Origin of the sequence: Streptomyces sp. NPDC056373 (assembly GCF_042262425.1) — a bacterium.
Classification (GTDB): domain Bacteria; phylum Actinomycetota; class Actinomycetes; order Streptomycetales; family Streptomycetaceae; genus Streptomyces.
In genome coordinates this window covers 143,408-168,854 of sequence record NZ_JBHJPX010000002.1, presented here as the reverse complement: position 1 = coordinate 168,854, position 25,447 = coordinate 143,408, and the positions used below count along the sequence as shown (strand labels likewise).

The 25,447-nt window shown below is 71.2% G+C and carries 21 protein-coding genes and 1 pseudogene; 16 read left to right on the top strand and 6 right to left on the bottom strand.

Going from position 1 to position 25,447, the window contains the following annotated elements; genetic code table 11:
• Positions 1-118: 118 nt before the first annotated feature.
• The 4 genes from ACFCXS_RS04720 to mutM all read left to right on the top strand — a co-directional run bounded on the left by ACFCXS_RS04720 (position 119) and on the right by mutM (position 2,764).
• The gene (locus ACFCXS_RS04720) at positions 119-769 is read left to right on the top strand and encodes a YceD family protein (RefSeq protein WP_351639385.1); all 651 of its coding nucleotides are present in this window, start codon (positions 119-121) and stop codon (positions 767-769) included.
• A gap of 2 nt (positions 770-771) precedes the next feature.
• Positions 772-945, top strand: coding sequence for a 50S ribosomal protein L32 (gene rpmF / locus ACFCXS_RS04715; protein ID WP_003951102.1), 174 nt, complete (start codon positions 772-774; stop codon positions 943-945).
• Between the two features lie 7 nt (positions 946-952).
• Positions 953-1,801 carry a ribonuclease III gene (rnc, locus tag ACFCXS_RS04710; RefSeq protein ID WP_344459010.1) on the top strand — a complete coding sequence of 283 codons (849 nt, stop codon included), beginning with the start codon at positions 953-955 and terminating at the stop codon, positions 1,799-1,801.
• Positions 1,802-1,903: 102 nt separating this feature from the next.
• Entirely contained in the window at positions 1,904-2,764 is an 861-nt protein-coding gene (gene mutM, locus ACFCXS_RS04705) for a bifunctional DNA-formamidopyrimidine glycosylase/DNA-(apurinic or apyrimidinic site) lyase (protein ID WP_376641640.1), read from the top strand.
• Here the strand turns inward: mutM and ACFCXS_RS04700 are convergent.
• Together ACFCXS_RS04700 and ACFCXS_RS04695 are read right to left on the bottom strand one after the other, a co-directional pair.
• A complete protein-coding gene (locus ACFCXS_RS04700) occupies positions 2,754-3,152 on the bottom strand; it encodes a winged helix-turn-helix transcriptional regulator (protein WP_376641639.1) in 399 nt (132 codons plus the stop codon). The genes mutM and ACFCXS_RS04700 overlap by 11 nt on opposite strands.
• 152 nt (positions 3,153-3,304) lie before the next feature.
• Positions 3,305-4,459 carry a CAP domain-containing protein gene (locus tag ACFCXS_RS04695; RefSeq protein WP_376641638.1) on the bottom strand — a complete coding sequence of 385 codons (1,155 nt, stop codon included), beginning with the start codon at positions 4,457-4,459 and terminating at the stop codon, positions 3,305-3,307.
• A gap of 161 nt (positions 4,460-4,620) precedes the next feature.
• Between ACFCXS_RS04695 and ACFCXS_RS04690 the strand changes: the two genes are divergently transcribed.
• From ACFCXS_RS04690 to ACFCXS_RS04675, 4 genes are all read left to right on the top strand, one after another.
• Positions 4,621-4,902, top strand: coding sequence for an acylphosphatase (locus ACFCXS_RS04690; RefSeq protein WP_376641637.1), 282 nt, complete (start codon positions 4,621-4,623; stop codon positions 4,900-4,902).
• A 378-nt stretch (positions 4,903-5,280) separates the two neighbouring features.
• Positions 5,281-5,484, top strand: a complete 204-nt coding sequence (locus ACFCXS_RS04685; protein WP_030852030.1) for a hypothetical protein — start codon at positions 5,281-5,283, stop codon at positions 5,482-5,484.
• Between the two features lie 212 nt (positions 5,485-5,696).
• Positions 5,697-9,302, top strand: coding sequence for a chromosome segregation protein SMC (smc, locus tag ACFCXS_RS04680; RefSeq protein ID WP_376641636.1), 3,606 nt, complete (start codon positions 5,697-5,699; stop codon positions 9,300-9,302).
• Between the two features lie 223 nt (positions 9,303-9,525).
• On the top strand, positions 9,526-10,944 hold the full coding sequence (locus ACFCXS_RS04675; RefSeq protein ID WP_376641635.1) for a sugar porter family MFS transporter: 1,419 nt from the start codon (positions 9,526-9,528) through the stop codon (positions 10,942-10,944).
• 136 nt (positions 10,945-11,080) lie between these two features.
• Here ACFCXS_RS04675 and ACFCXS_RS04670 read toward each other — a convergent pair whose 3' ends face one another.
• Positions 11,081-12,052, bottom strand: coding sequence for an LLM class flavin-dependent oxidoreductase (locus ACFCXS_RS04670; protein ID WP_376641634.1), 972 nt, complete (start codon positions 12,050-12,052; stop codon positions 11,081-11,083).
• A gap of 151 nt (positions 12,053-12,203) precedes the next feature.
• On the opposite strand from ACFCXS_RS04670, the gene ftsY reads away from it, so the two are divergent.
• Positions 12,204-13,403: a signal recognition particle-docking protein FtsY gene (gene ftsY, locus ACFCXS_RS04665; RefSeq protein WP_376641633.1), complete on the top strand. Its 1,200-nt coding sequence runs from the start codon at positions 12,204-12,206 to the stop codon at positions 13,401-13,403.
• A gap of 115 nt (positions 13,404-13,518) precedes the next feature.
• Here the strand turns inward: ftsY and ACFCXS_RS04660 are convergent, their stop codons facing one another.
• The gene (locus ACFCXS_RS04660; protein WP_376641632.1) at positions 13,519-14,181 is read right to left on the bottom strand and encodes a bifunctional DNA primase/polymerase; all 663 of its coding nucleotides are present in this window, start codon (positions 14,179-14,181) and stop codon (positions 13,519-13,521) included.
• A 444-nt stretch (positions 14,182-14,625) separates the two neighbouring features.
• Here ACFCXS_RS04660 and ACFCXS_RS04655 point away from each other — a divergent pair, with 444 nt between their 5' ends.
• From ACFCXS_RS04655 to ffh, 5 genes are all read left to right on the top strand, one after another.
• Positions 14,626-16,122 carry a hypothetical protein gene (locus ACFCXS_RS04655; RefSeq protein ID WP_376641631.1) on the top strand — a complete coding sequence of 499 codons (1,497 nt, stop codon included), beginning with the start codon at positions 14,626-14,628 and terminating at the stop codon, positions 16,120-16,122.
• 338 nt (positions 16,123-16,460) lie between these two features.
• Entirely contained in the window at positions 16,461-17,801 is a 1,341-nt protein-coding gene (locus ACFCXS_RS04650) for an ammonium transporter (RefSeq protein ID WP_376641630.1), read from the top strand.
• Positions 17,798-18,136 (top strand): P-II family nitrogen regulator, encoded by a 339-nt coding sequence (locus ACFCXS_RS04645; protein WP_003993253.1) that lies wholly within the window; start codon positions 17,798-17,800, stop codon positions 18,134-18,136. The genes ACFCXS_RS04650 and ACFCXS_RS04645 overlap by 4 nt, the downstream gene beginning before the upstream one ends.
• A 37-nt stretch (positions 18,137-18,173) precedes the next feature.
• A complete protein-coding gene (locus tag ACFCXS_RS04640) occupies positions 18,174-20,639 on the top strand; it encodes a [protein-PII] uridylyltransferase (protein WP_376641629.1) in 2,466 nt (821 codons plus the stop codon).
• Positions 20,640-20,720: 81 nt separating this feature from the next.
• Positions 20,721-22,271, top strand: a complete 1,551-nt coding sequence (ffh, locus tag ACFCXS_RS04635; RefSeq protein WP_376641628.1) for a signal recognition particle protein — start codon at positions 20,721-20,723, stop codon at positions 22,269-22,271.
• Positions 22,272-22,349: 78 nt separating this feature from the next.
• On the opposite strand, the gene ACFCXS_RS04630 is transcribed toward ffh, so the two are convergent.
• Together ACFCXS_RS04630 and ACFCXS_RS04625 are read right to left on the bottom strand one after the other, a co-directional pair.
• A complete protein-coding gene (locus ACFCXS_RS04630) occupies positions 22,350-22,952 on the bottom strand; it encodes a hypothetical protein (protein WP_376641627.1) in 603 nt (200 codons plus the stop codon).
• A 137-nt stretch (positions 22,953-23,089) separates the two neighbouring features.
• Positions 23,090-23,944, bottom strand: a complete 855-nt coding sequence (locus ACFCXS_RS04625; RefSeq protein WP_376641626.1) for a class I SAM-dependent methyltransferase — start codon at positions 23,942-23,944, stop codon at positions 23,090-23,092.
• Positions 23,945-24,146: 202 nt separating this feature from the next.
• On the opposite strand from ACFCXS_RS04625, the pseudogene ACFCXS_RS04620 reads away from it, so the two are divergent.
• Positions 24,147-24,314: pseudogene (locus ACFCXS_RS04620) on the top strand (proline--tRNA ligase); the annotation flags it as partial.
• Between the two features lie 253 nt (positions 24,315-24,567).
• Positions 24,568-25,170, top strand: a complete 603-nt coding sequence (locus ACFCXS_RS04615; RefSeq protein ID WP_376641625.1) for a hypothetical protein — start codon at positions 24,568-24,570, stop codon at positions 25,168-25,170.
• Positions 25,171-25,447: the final 277 nt, after the last annotated feature.

The window sequence follows — 25,447 nt, the reverse complement described above, 5'->3', positions numbered from 1 at the left end:
GGGTCGAGAGCGAAAGGTCCAGTATCCTGGCTCTTCGGTCGCGCGTACGTCCGCGATCAACGCTGCCCGGGAACAACGTGGGGCAGCGGCCCCTGAGCTCGGCAAACCGAAAGTTGGAATGGCCCTGAACGCCCGCCTCGACCACCGCAACCCCCTCGTGTTCGACACACACGAGCTGGGCCGGCGGCCTGGTGCGCTGCAGCGCCTGACCCGCTCGGTCGACGCTCCCAAGGACCTCGGTATCAAGGGAGTCATCGGAGTGCCGGAAGGCGCCCCGGTGGAGCTCGAACTCCGCCTGGAGTCGGTCATGGAAGGGGTGCTCGTCACAGGCACCGCCCGTGCCGCGGCCGAAGGGGAGTGCGTAAGGTGTCTGGAGCCGCTAGAGCAGGAGCTCGAAGCGGAGTTCCAGGAGATGTTCTCGTACCCTGACGCCGACGACCGGGGCCGCGTGATCGCGGAACCGGGCGACGACGCCGAGGACGACGAGGACAGGCTCTTCCTCGAGGACGGCTTGTTCGACCTCGAGCCCGTGCTGCGTGATGCGGTGGTGCTCGCACTGCCGATGCAGCCGGTGTGCCGGGAAGACTGCCCCGGTCTGTGCGCCGAGTGCGGCGCGCGGCTGGCGGACGACCCGGACCACCACCACGACGCCGTCGACATCCGTTGGGCGGCATTGCAGGGACTCGCCGGCACCATGAAGGACGGCGAGAAGGACGAGATGAGCGGCGCTGACGCGGAAGCGGGCGTCGACGAGAAGCAGGAGAAGTAGCCGTGGCTGTTCCGAAGCGGAAGATGTCGCGCAGCAACACGCGCCACCGCCGGTCGCAGTGGAAGGCTGCGGTCCCCACCCTGGTTGCGTGCGAGCGCTGCCACGAGCCCAAGCAGCAGCACATCGCGTGCCCGTCTTGCGGCACCTACAACAAGCGCCAGGTCCTCGAGGTCTGAGCGGCTGGTGAGAGGCACTGTGTCCACGCCTAAGAACAAGTCTTCCCGTGCGAGCGGGAGTGCTCCGGCGGACAACCAGGCCTCGTCCCACACGCTTCTGGAAGGGCGGCTCGGGTACAAGCTCGAGTCCGCCCTTCTGGTGCGCGCACTGACCCACCGGTCGTACGCATACGAGAACGGCGGTCTGCCGACCAACGAGCGCCTGGAGTTCCTCGGGGACTCCGTCCTCGGCCTCGTGGTCACGGACACGCTGTACCGCACCCACCCGGATCTCCCAGAAGGCCAGTTGGCCAAGCTGCGGGCCGCGGTGGTCAACTCGCGTGCGCTCGCCGAGGTGGGCCGCGGGCTCGACCTGGGCTCCTTCATCCGGCTCGGCCGGGGTGAAGAGGGCACGGGCGGCCGGGACAAGGCGTCCATCCTCGCCGACACCCTCGAAGCGGTGATCGGCGCTGTCTACCTGGACCAGGGACTGGACTCGGCGGCGGAGCTCGTGCACCGCCTGTTCGACCCCCTGATCGAGAAGTCCTCGAACCTCGGAGCCGGCCTGGACTGGAAGACCAGTCTCCAGGAGCTCACCGCGACCGAGGGACTCGGTGTTCCCGAGTACCTGGTCACGGAGACCGGCCCCGACCACGAGAAGACCTTCACTGCTGCCGCCCGCGTCGGAGGCGTCTCGTACGGCACCGGCACCGGCCGCAGCAAGAAGGAGGCGGAGCAGCAGGCCGCCGAGTCCGCATGGCGGTCCATCCGGGCCGCGGCGGACGAGCGTGCCAAGGCGGCGAAGGACGCCGAGGCGACGCAGACGGCAGCTGCTCAGGCCGCCCAGACGGTCACCGACGGCAGCGCCGGCGGCTGACCGCCGCCGCCCTCACCGGGCGGCGAGCACAGCGCACCCGAGCGCCCGCCCCTGCCCGGGGCGGGCGCTCGCGTCATCCACAGGTCCGTGACGGGGGAGTCCATGCCCGAGTTGCCCGAGGTCGAGGTCGTACGGCGCGGTCTCGAGCGGTGGGTCGCCCACCGGACGGTCGCCGAGGCCGAGGTGCTGCACCCGCGTGCGGTACGCCGCCATCTCGCGGGCGCCGACGACTTCGCACACCGTCTGAAGGGCCACCGCATCGGCGTTCCCAGCCGGCGCGGCAAGTACCTGTGGCTGCCGCTGGAGGACACCGACCAGTCGATCCTGGCCCACCTCGGCATGAGCGGCCAGCTCCTGGTCCAGCCGCACACCGCCGCGGACGAGAAGCACCTGCGCATCCGCGTCCGCTTCACCGACGTCCTGGACACCGAACTCCGCTTCGTCGACCAGCGCACCTTCGGCGGCCTCTCACTGCACGACAACACCCCCGACGGCCTGCCGGACGTCATCGCGCACATCGCCCGCGACCCGCTCGACGAGCTCTTCGACGACGAGGCCTTCCACCGGGCGCTGCGCCGGAAGCGGTCCACGATCAAGCGGGCCCTGCTCGACCAGTCGCTGATCAGCGGTGTCGGCAACATCTACGCGGACGAGGCCCTGTGGCGCGCCCGCATCCACTACGAACGCCCGACCGCGACCTTCACCCGCCCCCGCACCCTGATGCTGCTGGGGCATGTGAGGGACGTGATGAACTCGGCCCTCGCGGTGGGCGGCACCAGCTTCGACAGCCTGTACGTCAATGTGAACGGCGAGTCGGGCTACTTCGACCGGTCGCTCGACGCGTACGGGCGCGAGGGCCTGCCCTGCCGGCGCTGCGGCACTCCCATGCGGCGACGGCCCTGGATGAACAGGTCGAGCTACTACTGCCCGAAGTGCCAGCGACCGCCCAGGGTCACGCCCTAGCGGAGTCGTACCGCTCGCGCGCGGCCAGCACCTGCTCCATGCTGCCCTCCACGCAGTGGATCAGGGCGAGCAGCCGTTCGGTCACGTCCCGCCCGAGGGGCGTCAGTTCGTAGTCCACCCGGGGCGGATTGGTCGGCTGGGCCTCGCGGTGGACCAGTCCGTCGCGCTCCAGGGCGTGCAGCGTCTGGGACAGCATCTTCTCGCTGACCCCGTCGACACGGCGGCGCAGCTCGTTGAAGCGGAGCGACCCCTCGTACAGGGCGCCGAGCGCGAGGCCGCCCCAGCGGCCCGTGACGTGCTCCAGCGTGCCGCGCGACGGGCAGGCCTTGGCGAACACGTTGAACGGAAGCTCTTCGAGGCCCTCCGTGAGCCCCTCGGTGGTGGTCATGAACCCAGCGTACGTGAGCGCAGCGCTGACCAATAGGTTGCGCTAACCAGAAGTTAGCGCGCAGGGATCCAGGCTCTTCCACACCACTCGAGTGCTGCGAGGCGTCTTTCCCACGTCACCCGAGGTGCCGTGGGCAGGGCCAGGAGCCGGGCCTAGTAGCCGAAGTCCTGCGTCCACCAGGGGCCGCCGGAGCCGAGTTCGACCCCTACGCCCAGCGTCTTGAAGTCGCAGTTCAGTATGTTGGCGCGGTGGCCGGGGCTGTTCATCCAGGCGTCCATCACGGCCGCTGCGTCCGCCTGGCCGCGGGCGATGTTCTCGCCGCCGAGGTTGGATATCCCGGCCTTCCCGGCCCGGTCCCAGGGGGTGCGGCCGTCCGGGTCGGTGTGGTCGAAGAAGCCGCGCGCCGCCATGTCCTCGCTGTAGCTCTGGGCCAGATCCGTGAGGGCGCTGTTCGCGGCGACGGGTCTGCAGCCCACCTTGGCCCGCTCCTCGTTCACGAGGCTGAGCACCTGGGCCGCGGCGGCGGACTCTCCGGACAGGGCGGCGGAGGCGCTGGGCGTCCTCGGCGCCTTCGTGGCCGTACGGGAGGGCGTGCTCTCCGGCTTCTCGCTCGGGGTGGCCGCCGGCTTCTTCTTCTCCGGAGCCTTCTCCGGAGTCTGCTCCTGCGTCTTCTCAGGCTTCTCGGGCGTCTTGCTCGGCGCGGCCGAGGTCTTCGAGGCGGACGGCGACGGTGTGCCGGAACGCTCGGCGTCCCGGCTGGTGGACGTCTCGTCCCGGCTGTCGGCGCTTCCGGCGGTGCCACCCTGCTCGATCGGGGTGTTCGTCGGTGTGTCCCCGGCCTGGACCTTGTCGGCCCCGCCGCCCCCGCCGAGCTTGTAGTTGTCGAGGCCGGGCACCGCGCCTGTGGCGACCGCGACCGTGCCGAGGGCGACGGCGGCGGAAACGCCGAGCAGACCGGTGCGCATCGGCCGGGCGCCCTTCTTGCGGCGGCGGTGCGAACCGGCACGCCGGACGCCGCTGTCGGGCGTGAACCCGTCGCTCGTGAAGCCGTCGCTCGCGAAGACGGCCGTATCGCCGAAGCCGTCACCCGCGGCGGACCCCTCGCCGGCGAACAGGTACGCCTCGCTCTTCGCGTAGGTGCCGGCGTACGCCTCCGGGTTCAGGTACGGCGCGATGCCCATCGTCGGGGCGTCGTCCGCGGTGGGGTACAGCGGATCGTGGCCCTCCGCGAATCCGTCGGCGTGGGTGAGCCCCGTGGCGCGGCCCGTGGCGGCGCGGCCGGCGTCGGAGCGTCGGTGGCGTCCCATGTCCTGGCCTTCCTCGTCCTGGCGGTCGACTCGTCCTCGAGATCAACACCAAACTCACTCGATCGTGTGAGTTTCATATGAGATTCGTTGAGGGGGGACGGTACCGCATGGCGCAAGTGGAGGAAGTGCCCGGAGAGAGTTTGGGCGGTTAGGTTGCAGTCATGAGCGAGGATGTGCGATTGGTCGCCTGGGTGCGGGGACGCGTCCAAGGTGTGGGTTTCCGCTGGTTCACGCGGGCCAAGGCATTGGAGATCGGCGGCTTGAGTGGCTTTGCTCTCAATTTGGGCGATGGTCGCGTCCAAGTGGTCGCCGAGGGCCGGCGCGATGGCTGTGAGGGCCTGCTGGAGTGGCTCCAGGGGGACGACACGCCCGGCAGTGTGGACGGCGTCACCGAGATCTGGGACACACCGCGCGGCGGCTACGACGGCTTCGCCATCCGCTGATCACGCCCGCCGGGCGGCTCCCGGGGCGACCTCCGGGCGGCGTACCGACAGCCGCTCGGAGAGGAAACTTGCTGGTGATTGCCAGAACCGCTTGCCTTGCAGGGCTCCGCACGCAAGGATGATCGCCACGCCCCGAGGGCCCCGCAGGAGCCGCAGTACGGCCGTTCCAGGCCTCGCGCGCCCGGACCGCCCCCCAATACGGGGCGTGATCGTGTTGACCGTCAAACTTTTTGGTGAGACGCTGAAAGCCCCGCGCACCTTAGCTGTTTGGCATGGCTGAACGGCAGTACAACTCCAGGCCCTGCCAAGACCGCGGGTGCGAATCCCTCACGACCCACACCGCAGCGGTCGGTCACGCATTGTGGAGGACCATCCATCATGGCAAAGGCGCTTCTCGGTTACGTCGGCGGCTCCGACCCGCGACTCCTCGCCGAGATGCGACGGCTCCAGCAGCGCGTCCAGGACCTGGAATCCGAGCTCGGACGAATCCAGGCGGAGAACGAAGCGCTGACGGCTGCCGCTTCTCACGACAGGATCATGGAGAGCGTTGACGCACACCAGGCGGAGCCTGCGCTCACCTGATCACTGCACCGCTCCACAACAGCACAGCAGTGGTTGGGCCGCCCGTCACAACCGCCTAGTAGTCAGAAGTGCAAGGGACGCCCTGTCGGCGTCCCTTCTTTCTTGCCCCCGCATCCTTTCACCGTCTTTAACGTCTGATGTGCCCTGCGCGTTCAACGGCGAAACCGCGGGTTCATGGAGTGAGACACACCCGGGCGGTAGAGTCCGGCGGCGTGCACCTCAAGGCCCTGACCCTCCGCGGGTTCAAGTCGTTCGCCTCGGCGACCACCCTCCGGTTCGAGCCGGGGATCACGTGCGTCGTGGGACCGAACGGCTCGGGCAAGTCCAACGTCGTCGACGCGCTCAGCTGGGTCATGGGCGAGCAGGGCGCCAAGTCGCTGCGCGGCGGCAAGATGGAGGACGTCATCTTCGCCGGCACCACCGGCCGTCCCCCGCTGGGCCGCGCCGAGGTGTCCCTGACCATCGACAACTCCGACGGTGCCCTGCCCATCGAGTACGCCGAGGTCACCATCACGCGGATCATGTTCCGCAACGGCGGCAGCGAGTACCAGATCAACGGCGACACCTGCCGTCTCCTCGACATCCAGGAACTCCTCTCCGACTCCGGCATCGGCCGCGAGATGCACGTCATCGTCGGCCAGGGCCAGCTCGACTCCGTCCTGCACGCCGACCCCATGGGCCGCCGCGCCTTCATCGAGGAGGCCGCCGGCGTCCTCAAGCACCGCAAGCGCAAGGAGAAGGCGCTGCGGAAGCTGGACGCGATGCAGGCCAACCTCGCGCGCGTGCAGGACCTCACCGACGAGCTCAGACGGCAGCTCAAGCCCCTCGGCCGCCAGGCCGCCGTCGCCCGCAGGGCCGCCGTCATCCAGGCCGACCTGCGCGATGCCCGGCTGCGCCTCCTGGCCGACGACCTCGTACGGCTCCGGGAGGCCCTCAAGGCCGAGGTCGCCGACGAGGCAGCGCTGAAGGAGCGCAAGGAGTCCGCCGAGCAGGACCTGCGCAAGGCGCAGCAGCGCGAGGCCCTCCTGGAGGACGAGGTCCGCCGGCTCACGCCGCGACTCCAGCGCGCCCAGCAGACCTGGTACGAGCTCTCACAGCTCGCCGAACGCGTGCGCGGCACCATCTCACTGGCCGACGCCCGCGTGAAGAGCGCCACCTCCGCGCCCCCCGAGGAGCGCCGCGGCCGCGACCCCGAGGACATGGAGCGCGAGGCCGCCCGCATCCGTGAGCAGGAGGCCGAGCTGGAGGCGGCCCTGGAGGCGGCCGAACGCGCCCTGGAGGACACGGTCGCCCACCGCGCCGAGCTGGAACGCGCGCTCACCGAAGAGGAACGGCGCCTGAAGGACGCCGCCCGCGCCATCGCCGACCGGCGAGAGGGCCTGGCCAGGCTCAGCGGCCAGGTCAACGCCGCCCGCTCCCGCGCTGCCTCCGCCCAGGCCGAGATCGAACGCCTTGCCGCCGCCCGCGACGAGGCGCAGGAACGGGCCGTCGCCGCCCAGGAGGAGTACGAGGCCCTCAAGGCCGAGGTCGACGGCCTCGACGCCGGCGACGCGGAGCTCGCCGAGCAGCACGAGGCGGCGAAGCGGCAGCTGGCCGAGGCCGAGGCCGCCCTCGCGGCGGCCCGCGAGGAGGCCACCGCGGCGGAGCGGAAACGCGCAGCGACCCAGGCCCGTCACGAGGCGCTGGCACTCGGCCTGCGGCGCAAGGACGGCACCGGCATGCTGCTCGCGGCGAAGGACCGCCTCTCCGGCCTGCTCGGACCGGCGGCGGAACTGCTGACGGTGGCCCCCGGCCACGAGGTCGCTGTCGCCGCGGCCTTCGGAGCGGCAGCGGACGCGATCGCCGTGACGACCCCGGCCTCGGCGGCCGACGCGATCCGGCTCCTCCGCAAGCAGGACGGGGGCAGAGCCACCCTGCTCCTGGCGGGAGAAGAGCCCCTCAGGGGCGCGGGGCCGTGCCCGACATGCGGCTCCCGCAGCGTGAGCGCGACCAGCCACAACGGTCCTGCGGACACCCGCCACACCTACGTCGAAGACCTGGTACGCGGCCCCTCCGACCTTATGCCGGCCGTCCGACGGCTGCTGCACGGCATCGTCGTCGTCAGCACCCTGGAGGACGCCGAGGACCTCGTCTACTCCCACCCTCACCTGACCGCCGTGACCGCCGAAGGCGACCTCCTCGGCGCCCACTTCGCCCACGGCGGCTCCGCCGGCGCCCCCAGCCTCCTCGAGGTCCAGGCCTCCGTCGACGAGGCCGCAGCCGAACTGGACGAGCTGGCCGTCCGCTGCGAGGCGCTCACCGAGACGCAGCACGCGGCGGTCGACAGGCGCAGGGAACGTGCCGCCCTGGTCGAGGAACTGGGGGAGCGGCGCCGGGCCGGCGACCGGGAGAAGTCGGCGGTCGCCCAGCAGCTCGGCCGTCTGGCCGGGCAGGCGCGGGGCGCGGCGGGGGAGGCCGAGCGGTCCGCCGCCGCGGCGGCCCGAGCGCAGGACGCCCTGGACAAGGCGCTCCAGGAGGTCGAGGAACTCGCCGAGCGGCTCGCCGTCGCCGAGGAGGTGCCGATCGAGGAGGAGCCCGACACCTCCGCACGGGACCGGCTCGCAGCCGACGGCGCCAACGCGCGCCAGACCGAGATGGAGGCCCGACTCCAGGCCCGTACGCACGAGGAACGGGTCAAGGCACTGGCCGGGCGGGCCGACTCGCTCGACCGGGCCGCCCGCGCGGAACGCGAGGCACGCGCGCGTGCCGAGCAGCGGCGGGCCCGGCTGCGGCACGAGGCGGCCGTCGCCGAGGCCGTCGGTGCCGGTGCCCGGCAGCTGCTCGCGCACGTCGAGGTCTCCCTCGCCCGCGCCGACGAGGAGCGCACCGCCGCCGAGACCGCGAAGGCCCGCCGCGAACAGGAACTCGCCAGTGCCCGCACCGAGGGGCGTGACCTCAAGGGCGAGCTCGACAAGTTGACGGATTCGGTCCACCGCGGCGAGGTACTCGGCGCCGAGAAGCGGCTGCGCATCGAGCAGCTGGAGACCAAGGCGCTGGAGGAGCTGGGTGTCGAACCGGCCGGGCTGGTGGCGGAGTACGGACCGCACCAGCTCGTGCCGCCCTCGCCCCCCGCCGAGGGCGAGGAGCTGCCGGAGGACCCGGAGCACCCCCGCAACCGGCCGAAGCCGTATGCCCGGTCCGAGCAGGAGAAGCGGCTGAAGGCCGCCGAGCGTGCCTACCAGCAGCTCGGCAAGGTGAACCCGCTCGCCCTGGAGGAGTTCGCGGCGCTGGAGGAACGCCACCAGTTCCTCAGCGAGCAGCTCGAGGACCTGAAGAAGACGCGGGCGGACCTCCTGCAGGTGGTGAAGGAGGTCGACGAGCGCGTCGAGCAGGTCTTCACCGAGGCCTTTCGCGACACGGCCCGGGAGTTCGAGGGCGTCTTCAGCCGGCTGTTCCCCGGTGGCGAGGGGCGGCTGATCCTGACCGACCCCGACAACATGCTCACCACGGGCGTGGACGTCGAGGCGCGTCCGCCGGGCAAGAAGGTCAAGAGGCTGTCGCTGCTCTCGGGCGGGGAGCGGTCGCTGACCGCGGTGGCGATGCTCGTGTCGATCTTCAAGGCACGGCCCAGCCCGTTCTACGTCATGGACGAGGTCGAGGCCGCCCTCGACGACACCAACCTCCAGCGGCTGATCCGGATCATGCAGGAGCTGCAGGAGGCCTCGCAGCTGATCGTGATCACCCACCAGAAGCGCACGATGGAGGTCGCCGACGCGCTCTACGGCGTCTCCATGCAGGGCGACGGTGTGTCGAAGGTCATCAGCCAGCGCCTCCGCTAGATGCGTGCGCGTTACACCAGCCTCACCTGCAGCTCTTCATGACTTCAACACTTGAACACATTGCCCCCACACTTCTGCCTCGGATTCTCAGTCACTGACCTATTGACTTCGAAACTTGAAGGCATAGTCTCGGCAACGTTCCTTTTACCTTCAGGTACCTTCAGGTGGCACCTCGAAGGGCTGATCCCCTCCGGCAGCGTTGCCGGTGGCCTGAGGAGTACACGTGACCAGCACAGCGCAGGCACCCCAGTCAGGAGCCAGGACGGCTCACCCCGAGCATCTCGGGCACGTCATCTTCATCGCGGCGGCAGCCGCGATGGGCGGTTTCCTCTTCGGCTACGACAGTTCCGTGATCAACGGCGCCGTCGAGGCCATCCGTGACCGCTACGACGTGGGCTCCGCGGCCCTCGCCCAGGTCATCGCCATCGCCCTCATCGGCTGCGCCATCGGCGCGGCGACCGCCGGCCGCATAGCCGACCGCATCGGCCGCATCCGGTGCATGCAGATCGCGGCGGCCCTCTTCACCGTCAGCGCCGTCGGCTCCGCGCTGCCCTTCGCGCTGTGGGACCTCGCCTTCTGGCGGGTCGTCGGCGGCTTCGCCATCGGCATGGCCTCCGTGATCGGCCCGGCCTACATCGCCGAGGTCGCCCCGCCCGCCTACCGCGGCCGGCTCGGCTCCTTCCAGCAGGCCGCGATCGTCATCGGCATCGCCGTGTCGCAGCTGGTCAACTGGGGTCTGCTGAACGCCGCCGACGGTGACCAGCGCGGCAAGCTGATGGGCCTGGAGGCCTGGCAGGTCATGCTCGGCGTCATGGTCGTCCCGGCCGTCCTCTACGGCCTGCTCTCCTTCGTCATCCCCGAGTCCCCGCGTTTCCTGATCTCCGTCGGCAAGCACGAGCGCGCCCGCGAGATCCTCACCGAGGTCGAGGGCAAGGACGTCGACCTGAACGCCCGTGTCGCCGAGATCGAGGGCGCCATGAAGAGCGAGCACAGGTCGAGCTTCAAGGACCTGCTCGGCGGCGGCTTCTTCTTCAAGCCGATCGTCTGGGTCGGCATCGGCCTGTCGGTCTTCCAGCAGTTCGTCGGCATCAACGTCGCGTTCTACTACTCCGCGACGCTGTGGCAGTCGGTCGGCGTCGACCCCGCCGACTCGTTCTTCTACTCCTTCACCACGTCGATCATCAACATCGTCGGCACCGTCATCGCGATGATCTTCGTCGACCGCATCGGCCGCCGGCCGCTCGCGATCATCGGCTCGGTCGGCATGGTCGTCGGCCTGGCGCTGGAGGCCTGGGCGTTCTCCCACCACCTCGTCGACGGCAAGCTGCCGGCCACGCAGGGCTGGATCGCCCTGATCGCCGCGCACGTCTTCGTCCTCTTCTTCGCCCTGTCCTGGGGCGTGGTCGTCTGGGTCATGCTCGGCGAGATGTTCCCGAACCGGATCCGCGCAGCCGCCCTGGGTGTGGCCGCCGCCGCGCAGTGGATCGCCAACTGGGCCATCACCGCGAGCTTCCCCTCGCTCGCCGACTGGAACCTCTCCCTGACCTACGTGATCTACACGGCGTTCGCCGCGCTCTCGATCCCGTTCGTCCTGAAGTTCGTCAAGGAGACGAAGGGCAAGGCCCTGGAGGAGATGGGCTAGACCCGTCCCGCGACTCGGGGAGAAGGGCCAAGTCCCCGCTGCCCCTCTCCCCGTAATCCCGCCGCCGCCCCGGTTCGGCCACTGCCCGAGCCGGGGCGGCGGTCTGTCGTACGCCGGACCTAGGCCTCCGGCAGCGTCAGCGGTCCAGGCCCGGCAGCACCCGCTCGCAGAACAACTGCAGGCTCCGCCACCCCTCCTCCACCGGCATCCCGCCCGCCAGCGGATGCAGGACATAGGACTCCAGCCCCAGCGCCAGGCACGCCTGCGGGGTGAGGATCCGGTACACGCCCTCCGCGCGCAGCTCCTCGACCGTCGTCGCGGCCGACTTCACCGCCGAGCGCATCCCGCCCGGCTGCCAGGAGGCATACGTCCGCGCCTCGTGCAGGAAGTGCCGCCCGTACCGCGCCCAGGCCCGGTCCGGATCCTCCGCCACGTGCAGCAGGGGCGTCTCGGCGGCGGGCATCATCACCCAGCCCTCGGTGCCGTACTCGACGAGCAGCTCTTTGTAGTACGCCTCCAGCTCCGGCAGATGCGCGCTCGGGAAGAACGGCAGCCCGAGCCGGGCCGCGCGACGGGCCGCTGCCCGGGACGAGCCGCCGACCAGGAGCAGCGGGTGCGGTTCGGTGCAGGGGCGCGGGGTGACACGGACCGTGCGGCCCCGGTAGGAGAAGGGCTCGCCCGTCCAGGCCGCCAGCAGTGTCTCCAGCAGTTCGTCCTGGAGCTTCCCGCGCCGGGCGAAGTCCACCCCGAAGTGCTCGTACTCCTGCGGCCGGTATCCGATCCCGGCGACCGTCACCAGCCGGCCGCCGCTCAGCAGGTCCAGCACGGCGATCTCCTCTGCCAGCCGCAGCGGGTCGTGCAGCGGGCCGATGACCGCCGAGACGGTCACCGCGACACGCCGGGTCGCGCCGAAGACGGCTCCCGCGAAGGCGAACGGCGACGGCAGCCAGTTGTTGTCCGCCCCGTGGTGCTCCTCCGTCTGCACCGTGCTCATGCCCCGGTCGTCGGCGTACACGGCCATCTCCAGGGCCGCCCGGTAGCGGGCGCCGAGCTCGGCGGGCGTCGCCCCGGGAGCGACGAGGTTGAAGCGTGCGACCGTGACGGGCATGGGGGCGTCTCCCTCCGCCGGGCGGGTGTCCGGGGGACGTTAGCTGACGATGCGTCAGACATCCAGGGGTGTGGAGATCCGGCGGCGCCCGGCCCGGCGGGGCGGTGCGAGCGGGGTGACCCGCGGGCCCATGACTGATACTGGACCCGTTATGGACATCGTCATCCTTGCTGTAGTCATCGCCGTGGTCGTGCTCGGCGCGCTCGGTGGGCTCATCGTCGGCAGCCGGCGCAAGAAGCAGCTGCCCCCGCCCCCGCCCGCAGCGCCCGACATCACCGCCCCACCGGCCGAGCCGCACGTCGGCGACGAGGCCGAGACGCCGCGGGAGGAACCGCGGCGCACCATCGAGGAGGTGGATCTCCCGGACGGCTCGGCTCCGGTCGTAGTCGAGGAGCCGCCCGCCGAAGCTCCCGAGATCGAGATCCCGGAACCCACAGCCGGCCGCCTGGTCCGGCTGCGGACCCGGCTCTCCCGCTCGCAGAACGCCCTCGGCAAGGGCCTGCTCACCCTGCTGTCGCGCGAGCACCTCGACGAGGACACCTGGGAGGAGATCGAGGACACGCTGCTCACCGCGGACGTCGGCGTGCAGCCCACCCAGGAACTGGTCGAGCGGCTGCGCGAGCGGGTGAAGGTGCTAGGCACCCGCACCCCCGAGGAGCTGCGCAGCCTGCTCCGCGAGGAACTGGTCACGCTGGTCGGCCGCGACCTGGACCGCGCGGTCAAGACCGAGCCGGAGGACCGCAAGCCGGGGATCGTCATGGTCGTCGGCGTCAACGGCACCGGCAAGACCACCACCACCGGCAAGCTCGCCCGCGTCCTGGTGGCCGACGGCCAGAGCGTCGTGCTCGGCGCCGCCGACACCTTCCGCGCCGCCGCCGCCGACCAGCTCCAGACCTGGGGCGAGCGCGTCGGCGCCCACACCGTGCGTGGACCGGAGGGCGGCGACCCCGCCTCCGTGGCCTTCGACGCGGTCAAGGAGGGCAAGGAGATGGGCGCGAACGTCGTGCTCATCGACACCGCCGGCCGCCTGCACACCAAGACCGGCCTCATGGACGAGCTCGGCAAGGTCAAGCGGGTCGTGGAGAAGCAGGCCCCGGTCGACGAGGTACTTCTCGTCCTGGACGCCACCACCGGCCAGAACGGCCTGGTGCAGGCCCGGGTCTTCTCCGAGGTCGTCGACATCACCGGCATCGTGCTGACCAAGCTGGACGGCACGGCCAAGGGCGGCATCGTGGTCGCGGTCCAGCGCGAGCTGGGCGTCCCGGTCAAGCTCGTCGGGCTCGGCGAGGGCGCGGACGACCTGGCGCCGTTCGAGCCGGAGGCATTCGTCGACGCCCTCATCGGAGAGTGAGCTCGCGACTCGGCCGAGGAGCGACCTGCGGACATCCGTGTCCGCACACGAAGCGCCCGCCCCGATGCGTGATCGGGACGGGCGCTTCGCTGTGTACGTCGGTACCGGACGCGATCTAGGCCCGCGACCGGTGTGCCACGTAGGCCAGCGTGCCCAGTACCAGGCGGGCCTCCGGCGGCCGGCACGCCGAGTCCAGGGCGGGGGAGCGCAGCCAGCGCACCGGGCCGAGGCCGCCGCGGTCGGAGGGCGGTGCCGTGATGTACGCGCCCGGACCGAGGCCGCGCAGGTCGAGGGAGTCCGGGTCGTCCCAGCCCATGCGGTACAGCAGGCCGGGGAGATCGGCGGCGGCGCCGGGGGCGACGAAGAAGTGCGCCCGGCCGTCCGGGGTCGCGGCGACCGGGCCGACGGGCAGGCCCATGCGCTCCAGCCGGGCCAGCGCGCGGCAGCCGGCGGACTCGGCCACCTCGATGACGTCGAAGGCCCGTCCGACCGGGAGCATCACCGAGGCACCGGGGAACTCGCCCCACGTCTCGGTCACGGCGTCCAGCGTCGCACCGGCCGCGAGCACCGGGGCGAAATCGAGCGGGTGCGCGCCCGGCGCGGGGCAGTCGCCGCGGCCGCAGGAGCAGGCGCCCGCCGAGGCCCGGGCGCCCGGCACCACGTCCCAGCCCCACAGTCCGGTGTACTCGGCCACGGCCGTGCCGTCCGACGTGCGGCGGCGGCGTGAGCCGGACCGGATGTCGCGCATGCCGCGGTTGATGCCGATCGTGAACCCCATGCCCCCTCCAACGGGTCCGGCGCCCGGTGGTTACGCAGCGGACGCGGTGCGTGACTCTCTGTTTCCGCCTTCCCGGTGGCGGCCCGCCCACTCGGCGCCCGGGTGTGCCCGGAGGGGCGTGTCCGGCGACGCGCGCCCCCAAGTGCATCGCTGCACCCACTCCTGGTTGTGCTGTGTCAAGTGAATCGCGCCCAGGCGTACATGAGTTCATTCGAAGGGGTGGCGAATGGTGGCGTTTCCGTGTGAGCCGTGGTTGGACGGGTGATCGTAGGATTACTTTGTGTGCACGAGCCCTGGGGGCACATGCGCTCGTGGGTATGCCGGAGGCAAGTCGTCATTCCGTTCGAAGGGTGACAAGGGCCGGACGGACGGCCGTACAAACCGGCATGCTGATAGGGCTTGGCGCACTCGGCGACAAGTGGTCTCAGGGATGGGGGCGTTCCAGTGAGCGGCAACGGCGGAAGCGGAACGAACGCTGCGAGCGCGACGCACGCTGACAAGCGCCCCAACGAGCTGCTCACCTCCTGGTTCGCGCGCAGCGGCTGGTCCAAGGGCGAGCTCGCCCGCCAGGTCAACCGCAGGGCGCGGCAGCTGGGCGCCAACCACATCTCCACGGACACCTCGCGGGTGCGCCGCTGGCTCGACGGGGAGAACCCCCGCGAGCCGATCCCCCGGATCCTGTCCGAGCTGTTCTCCGAGCGTTTCGGCGTCGTCGTCTCCGTCGAGGACCTGGGCCTGCGCGCCGCGCGCCAGTCGCCCTCCGCGACCGGCGTGGACCTGCCCTGGACGGGCCCGCAGACCGTGGCCCTGCTCAGCGAGTTCTCGCGCAGCGACCTCATGCTGGCGCGCCGCGGCTTCCTCGGGAGCTCGCTGGCCCTCTCCGCGGGCCCGGCCCTCATCGAGCCCATGCAGCGCTGGCTCGTCCCCTCACCCCAGGCCCCACGCGACGAGCCCGGTCATCCGGGCGGCTCCGGGCGTGCCCGCGGCCGGCTCTCCAGGCCGGAGCTGGACCTCCTGGAGTCCACGACGGTGATGTTCCGGCAGTGGGACGCCCAGTGCGGCGGCGGCCTGCGTCGCAAGGCGGTCGTCGGACAGCTGCACGAGGTGACGGACCTCCTCCAGGAACCCCAGCCGGAGTCCACCACCCGCCGCCTGTTCAAGGTCGCCGCCGAACTCGCCGAGCTGGCCGGCTGGATGTCGTACGACATCGGGCTCCAGCCGACCGCGCAGAAGTACTTCGTCCTCGCGCTGCACGCCGCCAAGGAGGCCGGTGACCGGCCGCTGGGGTCGTATGTGCTGTCCAGCATGAGCCGCCAGATGATCCACCTCGGCCGGCCCGACGACGCGCTGGAGCTGATCCACCTCGCGCAGTACGGCAGCCGCGACTGCGCCAGTCCGCGCACCCAGTCGATGCTGTATGCGATGGAGGCCCGCGCCTACGCCAACATGGGGCAGCCCGGCAAGTGCAAGCGGGCCGTGCGGATGGCGGAGGACACCTTCTCCGAGGCCGACGAGTGGGACGAGCCGGACCCCGACTGGATCCGCTTCTTCTCCGAGGCCGAGCTGCACGGCGAGAACTCCCACTCCTACCGCGACCTGGCCTACGTCGCGGGCCGCAGCCCCACGTACGCCTCGCTGGCCGAGCCCCTGATGAACCGGGCCGTGAAGCTCTTCGCCGAGGACGGCGAGCACCAGCGCTCGTACGCACTGAACCTGATCGGCATGGCCACGGTGCACCTCCTCCAGCGCGAGCCCGAGCGGAGCACGGTCTTCGCCACCGAGGCCATGCAGGTCGCCAAGAAGGTCCGCTCCGAGCGCGTCAACACCCGGATCCGGAAGACGGTCGACACCGCCGCCCGGGAATTCGGTGACCTCGGTGAGGTCGTCGACCTCACCGAGCGGCTCGCGGCGGAACTTCCCGAGACCGCCGAGGCGGTCTGAGAAGCCGTCCGACCTCCTGAACCCCGGCCGCGGCCGGCCCTCCCGAACTGCCCGACTCGGCTCCCCCATGCCAGGTCATCGGAAGGCCGGCCGCGGCCGGCCTGTGCGCCCACGGCTGCCTGAAAGCCGAAGGTTGCGCCACGATAACGATCGGCTTGCCCGCCGGCGGGCAGTTCATCGACGCGTAACACAGAGGACGCCTTCGTCACGGTCGCGAAACAACGAGGGGCTCCGACCGAAACCGCGCTGCGTCAATCTCGTGGCGCATAACCGGCCCACCCCTCATTCCGCTCGAGGCTTCGCCCGCACGGGGCCGTACCAATGACGAGGAGACGCCGATGGCACCAGCCATCACCCTTGCCGCAGAAGCGCCCAAGCTGTCTGCCGCGAACACAGGGTTCATGCTCATCTGTTCCGCCCTGGTGATGCTCATGACGCCGGGCCTGGCCTTCTTCTACGGAGGCATGGTCCGCGTCAAGAGCACCCTGAACATGCTGATGATGAGCTTCATCAGCCTCGGGATCGTCACCATCCTGTGGGTGCTGTACGGCTTCTCCATGGCGTTCGGCACCGACTCCGGCAGCCTCATCGGCTGGAACTCCGACTGGCTCGGCCTCGACAAGATCGGCCTGACGGAGCTGTGGCCCGGCTACACCATCCCGGTGTTCGTGTTCATGGTCTTCCAGCTGATGTTCGCGATCATCACCCCGGCCCTGATCAGCGGTGCTCTCGCGGACCGCGTGAAGTTCAGCGCGTGGGCGCTGTTCATCACCCTGTGGGCCACGGTCGTCTACTTCCCGGTCGCGCACTGGGTCTGGGGCGCCGGCGGCTGGGCCTTCGAGCTGGGCGTCATCGACTTCGCCGGTGGTACGGCGGTCCACATCAACGCCGGTGCCGCGGCGCTCGGCGTGATCCTCGTCATCGGCAAGCGCGTCGGCTTCAAGAAGGACCCGATGCGCCCGCACAGCCTGCCGCTGGTCATGCTCGGCGCCGGTCTGCTGTGGTTCGGCTGGTTCGGCTTCAACGCCGGCTCCTGGCTCGGCAACGACGACGGCGTCGGCGCGCTGATGTTCGTCAACACGCAGATCGCCACCGCCGCCGCCATGCTGGCCTGGCTGATCTACGAGAAGATCCGCCACGGCGCGTTCACCACGCTGGGCGCCGCCTCCGGCGCGGTCGCGGGCCTGGTCGCCATCACCCCGTCCGGTGGCGCGGTCACCCCGCTCGGCGCGATCGCGGTCGGCGCCATCGCCGGTGTGCTGTGCGCCATGGCCGTCGGCCTGAAGTACAGGTTCGGCTACGACGACTCCCTGGACGTCGTCGGTGTCCACCTGGTCGGCGGTGTCCTCGGCTCCCTGCTGATCGGCTTCTTCGCCAGCGGCAAGGGCCAGTCCACGGCCGAGGGCCTCTTCTACGGCGGCGGCCTGACCCAGTTCTGGAAGCAGTGCGCCGGCGTCTTCGCGGTCCTCGCCTACTCCCTGATCGTCTCCGCGATCCTCGCCTTCATCCTGGACAAGACCATGGGTATGCGGGTCACCGAGGACGACGAGGTGACCGGCATCGACCAGGCCGAGCACGCCGAGACCGCATACGACTTCAGCGGCGCCGGTGGCGGCGCCGCCAGGACGGCCGTCACGGCCCCCGTCGCCGCAGCCGCGAGCAAGAAGGTGGACGCATGAAGCTCATCACCGCCGTCGTGAAGCCGCACCGGCTCGACGAGATCAAGGAAGCCCTCCAGGCCTTCGGCGTACACGGCCTGACGGTCACCGAGGCCAGCGGCTACGGTCGTCAGCGGGGCCACACCGAGGTCTACCGGGGCGCCGAGTACACCGTCGACCTGGTCCCCAAGATCCGCATCGAGGTCCTGGTCGAGGACGACGACGCAGAGCAGCTGATCGACGTCGTGGTCAAGGCGGCCCGCACCGGCAAGATCGGTGACGGCAAGGTCTGGTCGATCCCGGTCGACACGGCCGTACGGGTCCGGACCGGCGAGCGCGGTCCCGACGCGCTCTGAAGTCCTCGAAGCAGACGAACGGAACAGGAGCCACTGGGTGACGGGTACGGACGTGCAGAAGGAAGCAGAGGACTCGGGACCCAGCGGCTACGCGGCGGCCCGGCTGCGTCTCCTCACCGAGGAGGCGCGGTCCGGGCCGCCGCGCCGTGCGGCCCTGGCCGAACTCACCGACGACTGGCTCACCGGCCTGTTCGCGGCGGGCGCCGAGGGACTGCGCGGGGCCTCTCTCGTCGCCGTCGGCGGCTACGGACGCGGCGAGCTGTCCCCGCGCAGCGACCTCGACCTGCTCCTGCTGCACGACGGCAGCGACACCAAGGCCGTCGCCGCCCTCGCCGACCGGCTCTGGTACCCCGTCTGGGACCTGGGCCTGGACCTCGACCACTCCGTCCGCACACCGGCCGAAGCCCGCAAGACCGCCGGTGAGGACCTCAAGGTGCAGCTCGGACTGCTGGACGCCCGGCACATCGCCGGTGACCTCGGCCTCACCTCCTCGCTGCGCACGGCCGTCCTGGCCGACTGGCGCAACCAGGCCCCCAAACGCCTTCCCGAACTGCAGGAACTGTGCGCCGAACGCGCCGAGCGCCAGGGCGAGCTGCAGTACCTGCTGGAACCCGACCTGAAGGAGGCCCGCGGCGGGCTGCGCGACGCCACCGCGCTGCGCGCCGTCGCCGCCTCCTGGCTCGCCGACGCCCCGCGTGAGGGCCTGGCCGACGCCCGTCGCCGGCTCCTCGACGTCCGGGACGCCCTGCACCTCGCCACCGGGCGCGCCACCGACCGGCTCGCCCTCCAGGAGCAGGACCAGGTGGCCGCCGAGCTGGGCCTGCTCGACGCGGACACCCTGCTGCGGCAGGTCTACGAGGCGGCCCGGCTCATCTCGTACGCCAGTGACGTCACCTGGCGCGAGGTGGGGCGCGTCCTGCGGTCGCGCGCCGTGCGGCCCCGGCTGCGCGCCATGCTGGGCGGCGGGCGTGCTCCGGGCAGCGGGAAACCGGCCGCCGAGCGCTCACCGCTGGCCGAGGGAGTGGTGGAGCAGGACGGCGAGGTGGTGCTCGCCCGCGCCGCGCGCCCCGAACGCGACCCGGTGCTGCCGCTGCGCGCCGCGGCCGCCGCCGCGCAGGCCGGCCTCCCCCTCTCGCTGCACGCCGTACGGCGCCTGGCGGCCACCGTGCGCCCGCTGCCCACGCCCTGGCCCGCCGAGGCCCGAGAACAGCTCGTCACCCTGCTCGGCTCCGGGCGCCCCACCATCGAGGTCTGGGAGGCGCTGGAGGCCGAGGGGCTGATCACCCGGCTGCTGCCGGACTGGGAGCGGGTCCGCTGCCGCCCGCAGCGCAACGCCGTGCACCTGTGGACCGTCGACCGGCACCTCATCGAGACCGCGGTGCGCGCCTCCGAGTTCACCCGCCGGGTCAGCCGCCCCGACCTGCTGCTGGTCGCCGCGCTGCTGCACGACATCGGCAAGGGCTGGCCCGGCGACCACTCCGTGGCGGGCGAGATCATCGCCAAGGACGTGGCCACCCGGATCGGCTTCGACCGCCACGACGTGACCGTCATCGCCACCCTCGTACGGCACCACCTCACGCTCATCGACACCGCGACCCGGCGTGACCTGGAGGACCCGGCCACCGTGCGCTCCGTCGCCGAGGCCGTCGCCTCCGAGGGCACCCTGGAGCTGCTGCACGCGCTCACCGAGGCCGACGCCCTCGCCACCGGCCCGGCGGCCTGGTCGTCCTGGCGCGGCTCGCTCGTCGCCGACCTGGTCAAACGGGTCTCGGCGGTGCTCGCCGGCGACGCCCCGGACGACCCCGAGGAGGCCGCGCCGACCGCCGAACAGGAGCGGCTCGCCCTGGAGGCCGCCGCGACGGGCAGCCCGGTGCTCTCGCTGCGGGCCCAGACCGAGCCGCCCGCCGGGCAGGAGCCGTCCGGCGACCCCGAGCCGCTCGGCGTGGAACTGCTCATCGCCGTACCCGACCAGCCCGGGGTGCTGCCCGCGGTGGCCGGCGTCCTCGCCATGCACCGGCTGACCGTACGCACCGCCGAGCTGCGCTCCCTGCACCTGCCGGACGGCGTGGACGGTTCCGTCCTGCTGCTGGACTGGCGCGTCGCGGCCGAGTACGGCTCGCTGCCGCAGGCAGCCCGGCTGCGTTCCGACCTCGTCCGGGCCCTGGACGGCTCCCTGGACATCGCCGGCCGCCTCGCCGAACGGGACGCTGCCTATCCGCGCCGCCGGGGCGTGATCGCCCCCGCGGCCCGGGTGTCGGTCCACCCGGCAGCCTCCCGGCTGGCCACGGTCATCGAGGTCCGCTCCCAGGACGCCCCGGGGCTGCTGTTCCGCATCGGCCGCGCCCTGGAGGACGCGCACGTGCAGGTCCGCAGCGCCCACGTCTCGACCCTCGGCGCCAACGCCGTCGACGCCTTCTACGTGACCGGCCCGGAAGGCGCGCCGCTGCCCGGGGACGAGGCGGCGGCGGTGGCGAGGAAGCTGGAGGAGACACTGCGGGGGTGAGGCCGACCCGGCGACTTGTCACGCCGGGATACCCTGGAGGGCGATTCCCTGTAGCCACCGACCCCGAGGACCGCGAGCGCCGTGTTCGATACTCTTTCCGATCGCCTCTCAGCGACCTTCAAGAACCTGCGCGGCAAGGGACGGCTCTCCGAGGCGGACATCGACGCCACGGCGCGCGAGATCCGGATCGCGCTGCTCGAGGCGGATGTGGCGCTGCCCGTCGTCCGGACGTTCATCAAGAACGTCAAGGAGCGCGCCCTCGGTGCCGACGTCAGCAAGGCGCTGAACCCCGCCCAGCAGGTCCTCAAGATCGTCAACGAGGAACTGGTCACCATCCTCGGCGGCGAGACCCGGCGCCTGCGCTTCGCCAAGCAGCCGCCCACCGTGATCATGCTGGCGGGTCTGCAGGGTGCCGGTAAGACCACCCTCGCGGGCAAGCTCGGCCGCTGGCTGAAGGAGCAGGGCCACTCGCCGCTGCTGGTCGCCTGTGACCTCCAGCGCCCCAACGCCGTGAACCAGCTGAGCGTCGTCGCCGACCGCGCGGGCGTCAGCGTCTACGCCCCCGAGCCGGGCAACGGCGTCGGCGACCCGGTCAAGGTCGCCAAGGACTCCATCGAGCACGCCAAGTCCAAGGTCCACGACATCGTGATCGTGGACACCGCCGGCCGTCTCGGCATCGACCAGGAGATGATGCAGCAGGCCGCGGACATCCGCGACGCCGTCTCCCCGGACGAGATCCTGTTCGTCGTCGACGCGATGATCGGCCAGGACGCGGTCAACACCGCCGAGGCCTTCCGCGACGGCGTCGGCTTCGACGGCGTGGTGCTCTCCAAGCTCGACGGTGACGCCCGCGGTGGTGCCGCCCTGTCGATCCGGCAGATCACCGGCAAGCCGATCATGTTCGCCTCCAACGGCGAGAAGCTCGACGACTTCGACGCCTTCCACCCTGACCGGATGGCTTCCCGCATCCTCGACATGGGTGACCTGCTCACCCTGATCGAGCAGGCGGAGAAGACGTTCAGCCAGGAAGAGGCCGAGAAGATGGCCTCCAAGCTGGCGTCCAAGAAGGGCCAGGACTTCACCCTGGACGACTTCCTGGCCCAGATGGAGCAGGTCCGCAAGATGGGCTCCATCTCCAAGCTGCTCGGCATGCTGCCGGGCATGGGCCAGATGAAGGACCAGATCGCCAACCTCGACGAGCGGGACGTCGACCGCACGGCCGCCATCATCAAGTCGATGACCCCGGCCGAGCGCCAGGAGCCGACGATCATCAACGGCTCGCGCCGCGCCCGTATCGCCAGGGGCTCCGGCGTCGAGGTCAGCGCGGTCAAGAACCTGGTCGAAAGGTTCTTCGAGGCCCGCAAGATGATGTCCCGCATGGCCCAGGGCGGCGGCATGCCCGGGATGCCGGGGATGCCCGGCATGGGTGGCGGCCCCGGCCGCACCAAGAAGCAGCCGAAGAAGGCCAAGGGCAAGCAGCGCTCCGGCAACCCGATGAAGCGCAAGCAGCAGGAGCAGGAGGAGGCCGCCCGCCGGGCCGCCGCGGCCGAGGGCGGCGGCGCCCTCGGGCTGCCGCAGCAGGGCGGCAAGGACTTCGAACTGCCCGACGAGTTCAAGAAGTTCATGGGCTGACGGCCCGTCCGGACGACGCTGAGGGCGCCCCCTCCTCCTGGAGGGGGCGCCCTCGGTCGTGTGCCGGTGCCTGGCCGGTCAGCCGTTGGGGAACTTCCAGACGTACGGCTCGCCGTCCTCCTCCGACCAGTGGACCTCGACGCTCTCGGCGTTCGCCGGGACCACGTACGTCTCGCAGAAGACATGGCTCTCGCCCTGCTTCCAGCTCTCGACGTCGTACGGGTCCTCACAGCCGGCGGCGTCCTCGGACGCGCCGATGAGGACCGAGCCGCGCTGTCCGTCGGCGAAGACCGTCGCGCCGTCGTGCACGTCGGAGCCGTCGGTGAGGGCAGGCCCGCTCTTGTGCGTGTACTTCACGTACGCGACGGCCAGCGCCTTGCCCTTGACCTTGTCCGGCTCGGAGACGGCCTTCGCCGCCTCGGCCTCGGTGCCCACCTCGACCTTCTGTGCCAGGACCTCGTAGGTGACCTCGCCCGGGTCCTCCGCGACCTTGCCCGTGGCGCTCTCGCCGGTGCCCATCTCGCCGCCGGAGGTGGGCTCCGGCGACGGCGAGGCCTTGGCCTGGGCGGTGCCCGTGCTCTTCGCGTCGGCGGTGTCGTCGCCGCCCCCGCAGGCGGTGAGCGTCAGGGCGAGGACGGCGACGGGCGCGACGAGGCGCAGCGCGGTCTGGTGGTGCGGCACAGCAGCTCCTGTATGCAGATGTGTAGGTCCCCCGAGCGGTGGATCACTTTAAGCGTTCATGATCCACTTGGTGGAACCAAAAACTCCCCTTGGCGTTTCCTTCACACCATTCACACCCGCATCGGGAGCGCTGTTCGTCAGGGCGTCCGGGCGATCAGGTACCGGAACACGTTCGGCATCCACACCGTCCCGTCCTGCCGCCGGTGCGGATGCAGGGCCTCGGCCAGCTCCTTGTCGACCTGCACCTGGTCCGTCGCCGCCGTCGCCGCGTCGAACAGACCCGTCGACTTCAGGCCGCGTACCGCGCTGTCCACGTCGGCGTAGCCGAAGGGGCACGCCACCCGCCCCGACCCGTCCGGCCTGAGCCCGGCCCGGTGGGCGACGTCCTCCAGGTCGTCGCGGCAGGCGGGGCGCCAGCTGCCCGAGGTGCGCAGCGGCTCGGCCAGCTTCGTCGCCACCCGCATCACGGACGCCGTGGCGCAGCGCTCCGGCGGGCCCCAGCCCGCCAGCACCACGGCCGCACCGCGCCGGGCGAGCGGAGTCGCCTCCGCGAGCGCTCCGGCCAGTCCCTCCGAGTCGCCCGCCAGGCATCCGATCGGCTCGAAGGCGGTCACCAGGGTGTAGCCGGGAGCGCCCGGCTCCGCGGTGTCCCGGGGAGAGCCGTCGACCAGCCGGGCTTCCGGACGCGCACGTGTGCCCGGTGCCCCGGGGAGCAGCCGCTCCCGCGCCAGGGCCATTCTCTCGGGGGAAGCGTCGACACCGGTGACCGCCGCTCCCCGGGCGGTGGCCATCAGCAGGGAGAGCCCGGAACCGCAGCCGAGGCCGAGCAGCCGCGTCGCGGGACCCACGTCCAGTCGCTCGTAGACGGCCTCGTAGAGCGGTACGAGCATCCGCTCCTGGATCTCGGACCAGTCACGCGCGCGTGCACGCAGGTCCACGCGGGGTGCGGCCCCCGCGTGGGGCAGGTGCTGCCGCACGAGCGTAGGTGTCATAAGTAAGCGCCCCAATCCGCCGAGAGTTGCCTCTTGCCCGATTCCATGGCCCCCGTGACAGTGCGCTCGCACTACCCCCGTATGCCAGGAAACTCCCCCCTCGACCCGTCGTCCAGTGGAATGCGGCAGGGTCTGTGAGTTGTCATGTGCCTATGGCGAGATTTCACATTCCGGCAATCTGGGCCCGTACCGTCTCGCCGTGGCGAAGGCACCCGGGTGGGCGCGCATCCCGTGGGCGGTGCTCGGCGCCCGGGGCGAGGCCGAACCGGCCGATCACGCGGTGACCGTACGGTGTCCGGTCGCCGAGGACGGGTCGGTGCCGGAGGCCGACGACGCACCCGGTAACGTCGCGGTCGTGGCACGGGCTCACCGAGTGAGGCGCAAGGCGGCCGAAACGCCTCTTGCGGATCCACAGACCTCTGCCGCCCCGGCGCGCGGATACGCACTACGCGCCGGTGCGTACGCGGGAGTACGCACCACCTTGTGGTGAGCTGCGAGGCTTCTCCACAGATCGGCGCACCCGCCCTCGTCGGGACGCATCAGAGGCAACTGACGGGTACGTGCAAATTATTTGGGATGGCCCGGAATCGGAACACTGGGGCACCCCGGCTCGTTGTCATTACGTGAGCACGACACAGACACCACCTGTTCTCGCCGCAGAGCTGGCACAGGCGTGGGCCGATATTCAGCGGTACCACCCCGAGTTGCCCGACCTTGCCGCGCCAGAGTCCCTGATCGGGGAGTCGTCGTCCGCGTGCGGTCACGAGCTCTCCTTCGAGCGACTGCTCCATGAGGCAGTCCATGGCATCGCCGCCGCGCGCGGAGTCCGCGACACCTCCCGGGCCGGCCGCTACCACAACCGCAGATTCCTCGCGATCGCCGAGGAGCTGGGCCTGGACCACCCCGAGGAACCGCATCCCAGCAGCGGTTTCTCCCTGGTCTCGCTCACCCCCGAGGCGAAGCGCCGCTACCGCCCGACGATGGAGCGTCTCCAGCGCGCCCTCAAGGCCCACACCGCGGCCACCTCCTCCGACACGTCCCGCACCTTCCGTGGTCCGGCCGCCCGGCACGGATCGTCGGGTGGTGGTGTCCGTGTCAAGGCGGTCTGCGACTGCGGCCGCAACGTCCGGGTCGTCCCGTCCGTCCTCGCCCAGGCCCCGATCGTCTGCGGCGGCTGCGGTAAGCCGTTCCGGATCCCGGACATCGTGGGAGCGGTCGCGAGCTGACGCCCCGCACCGGCATCTCGTGGCTGCCGGTCTTCGGCGCAGGGCTCGGGCCGATGGCGCACCCGACATGCCTCACCTCTCACGCCGGGTGCGCCATCGGCGTGCCCGCACGGCGGATCAGGGCCCCGGCCCGGAGCGACCCGCCGGGTGTGGCACAATGGCTAGCTGTACTCGACAGTCGCACAGGACCCCTCTCTCCTCCGGCTGACGCGTCCATCGGGCACTCGGGTACCGCAACCCCACGCGGCATTTCTCGCCGTGCCCAATCACGTCAAAT

What these genes read in the sequence shown, in the direction of transcription:
- ACFCXS_RS04720 (WP_351639385.1), top strand. Translation starts at nt 119, where the DNA reads ATGGCCCTGAACGCCCGCCTCGACCACCGCAACCCCCTCGTGTTCGAC.
- mutM (WP_376641640.1), top strand. Translation starts at nt 1,904, where the DNA reads ATGCCCGAGTTGCCCGAGGTCGAGGTCGTACGGCGCGGTCTCGAGCGG.
- ACFCXS_RS04700 (WP_376641639.1), bottom strand. Translation starts at nt 3,152, where the DNA reads ATGACCACCACCGAGGGGCTCACGGAGGGCCTCGAAGAGCTTCCGTTC.
- ACFCXS_RS04695 (WP_376641638.1), bottom strand. Translation starts at nt 4,459, where the DNA reads ATGGGACGCCACCGACGCTCCGACGCCGGCCGCGCCGCCACGGGCCGC.
- ACFCXS_RS04690 (WP_376641637.1), top strand. Translation starts at nt 4,621, where the DNA reads ATGAGCGAGGATGTGCGATTGGTCGCCTGGGTGCGGGGACGCGTCCAA.
- ACFCXS_RS04685 (WP_030852030.1), top strand. Translation starts at nt 5,281, where the DNA reads ATGGCAAAGGCGCTTCTCGGTTACGTCGGCGGCTCCGACCCGCGACTC.
- ACFCXS_RS04670 (WP_376641634.1), bottom strand. Translation starts at nt 12,052, where the DNA reads ATGCCCGTCACGGTCGCACGCTTCAACCTCGTCGCTCCCGGGGCGACG.
- ftsY (WP_376641633.1), top strand. Translation starts at nt 12,204, where the DNA reads ATGGACATCGTCATCCTTGCTGTAGTCATCGCCGTGGTCGTGCTCGGC.
- ACFCXS_RS04660 (WP_376641632.1), bottom strand. Translation starts at nt 14,181, where the DNA reads ATGGGGTTCACGATCGGCATCAACCGCGGCATGCGCGACATCCGGTCC.
- ACFCXS_RS04650 (WP_376641630.1), top strand. Translation starts at nt 16,461, where the DNA reads ATGGCACCAGCCATCACCCTTGCCGCAGAAGCGCCCAAGCTGTCTGCC.
- ACFCXS_RS04645 (WP_003993253.1), top strand. Translation starts at nt 17,798, where the DNA reads ATGAAGCTCATCACCGCCGTCGTGAAGCCGCACCGGCTCGACGAGATC.
- ACFCXS_RS04625 (WP_376641626.1), bottom strand. Translation starts at nt 23,944, where the DNA reads ATGACACCTACGCTCGTGCGGCAGCACCTGCCCCACGCGGGGGCCGCA.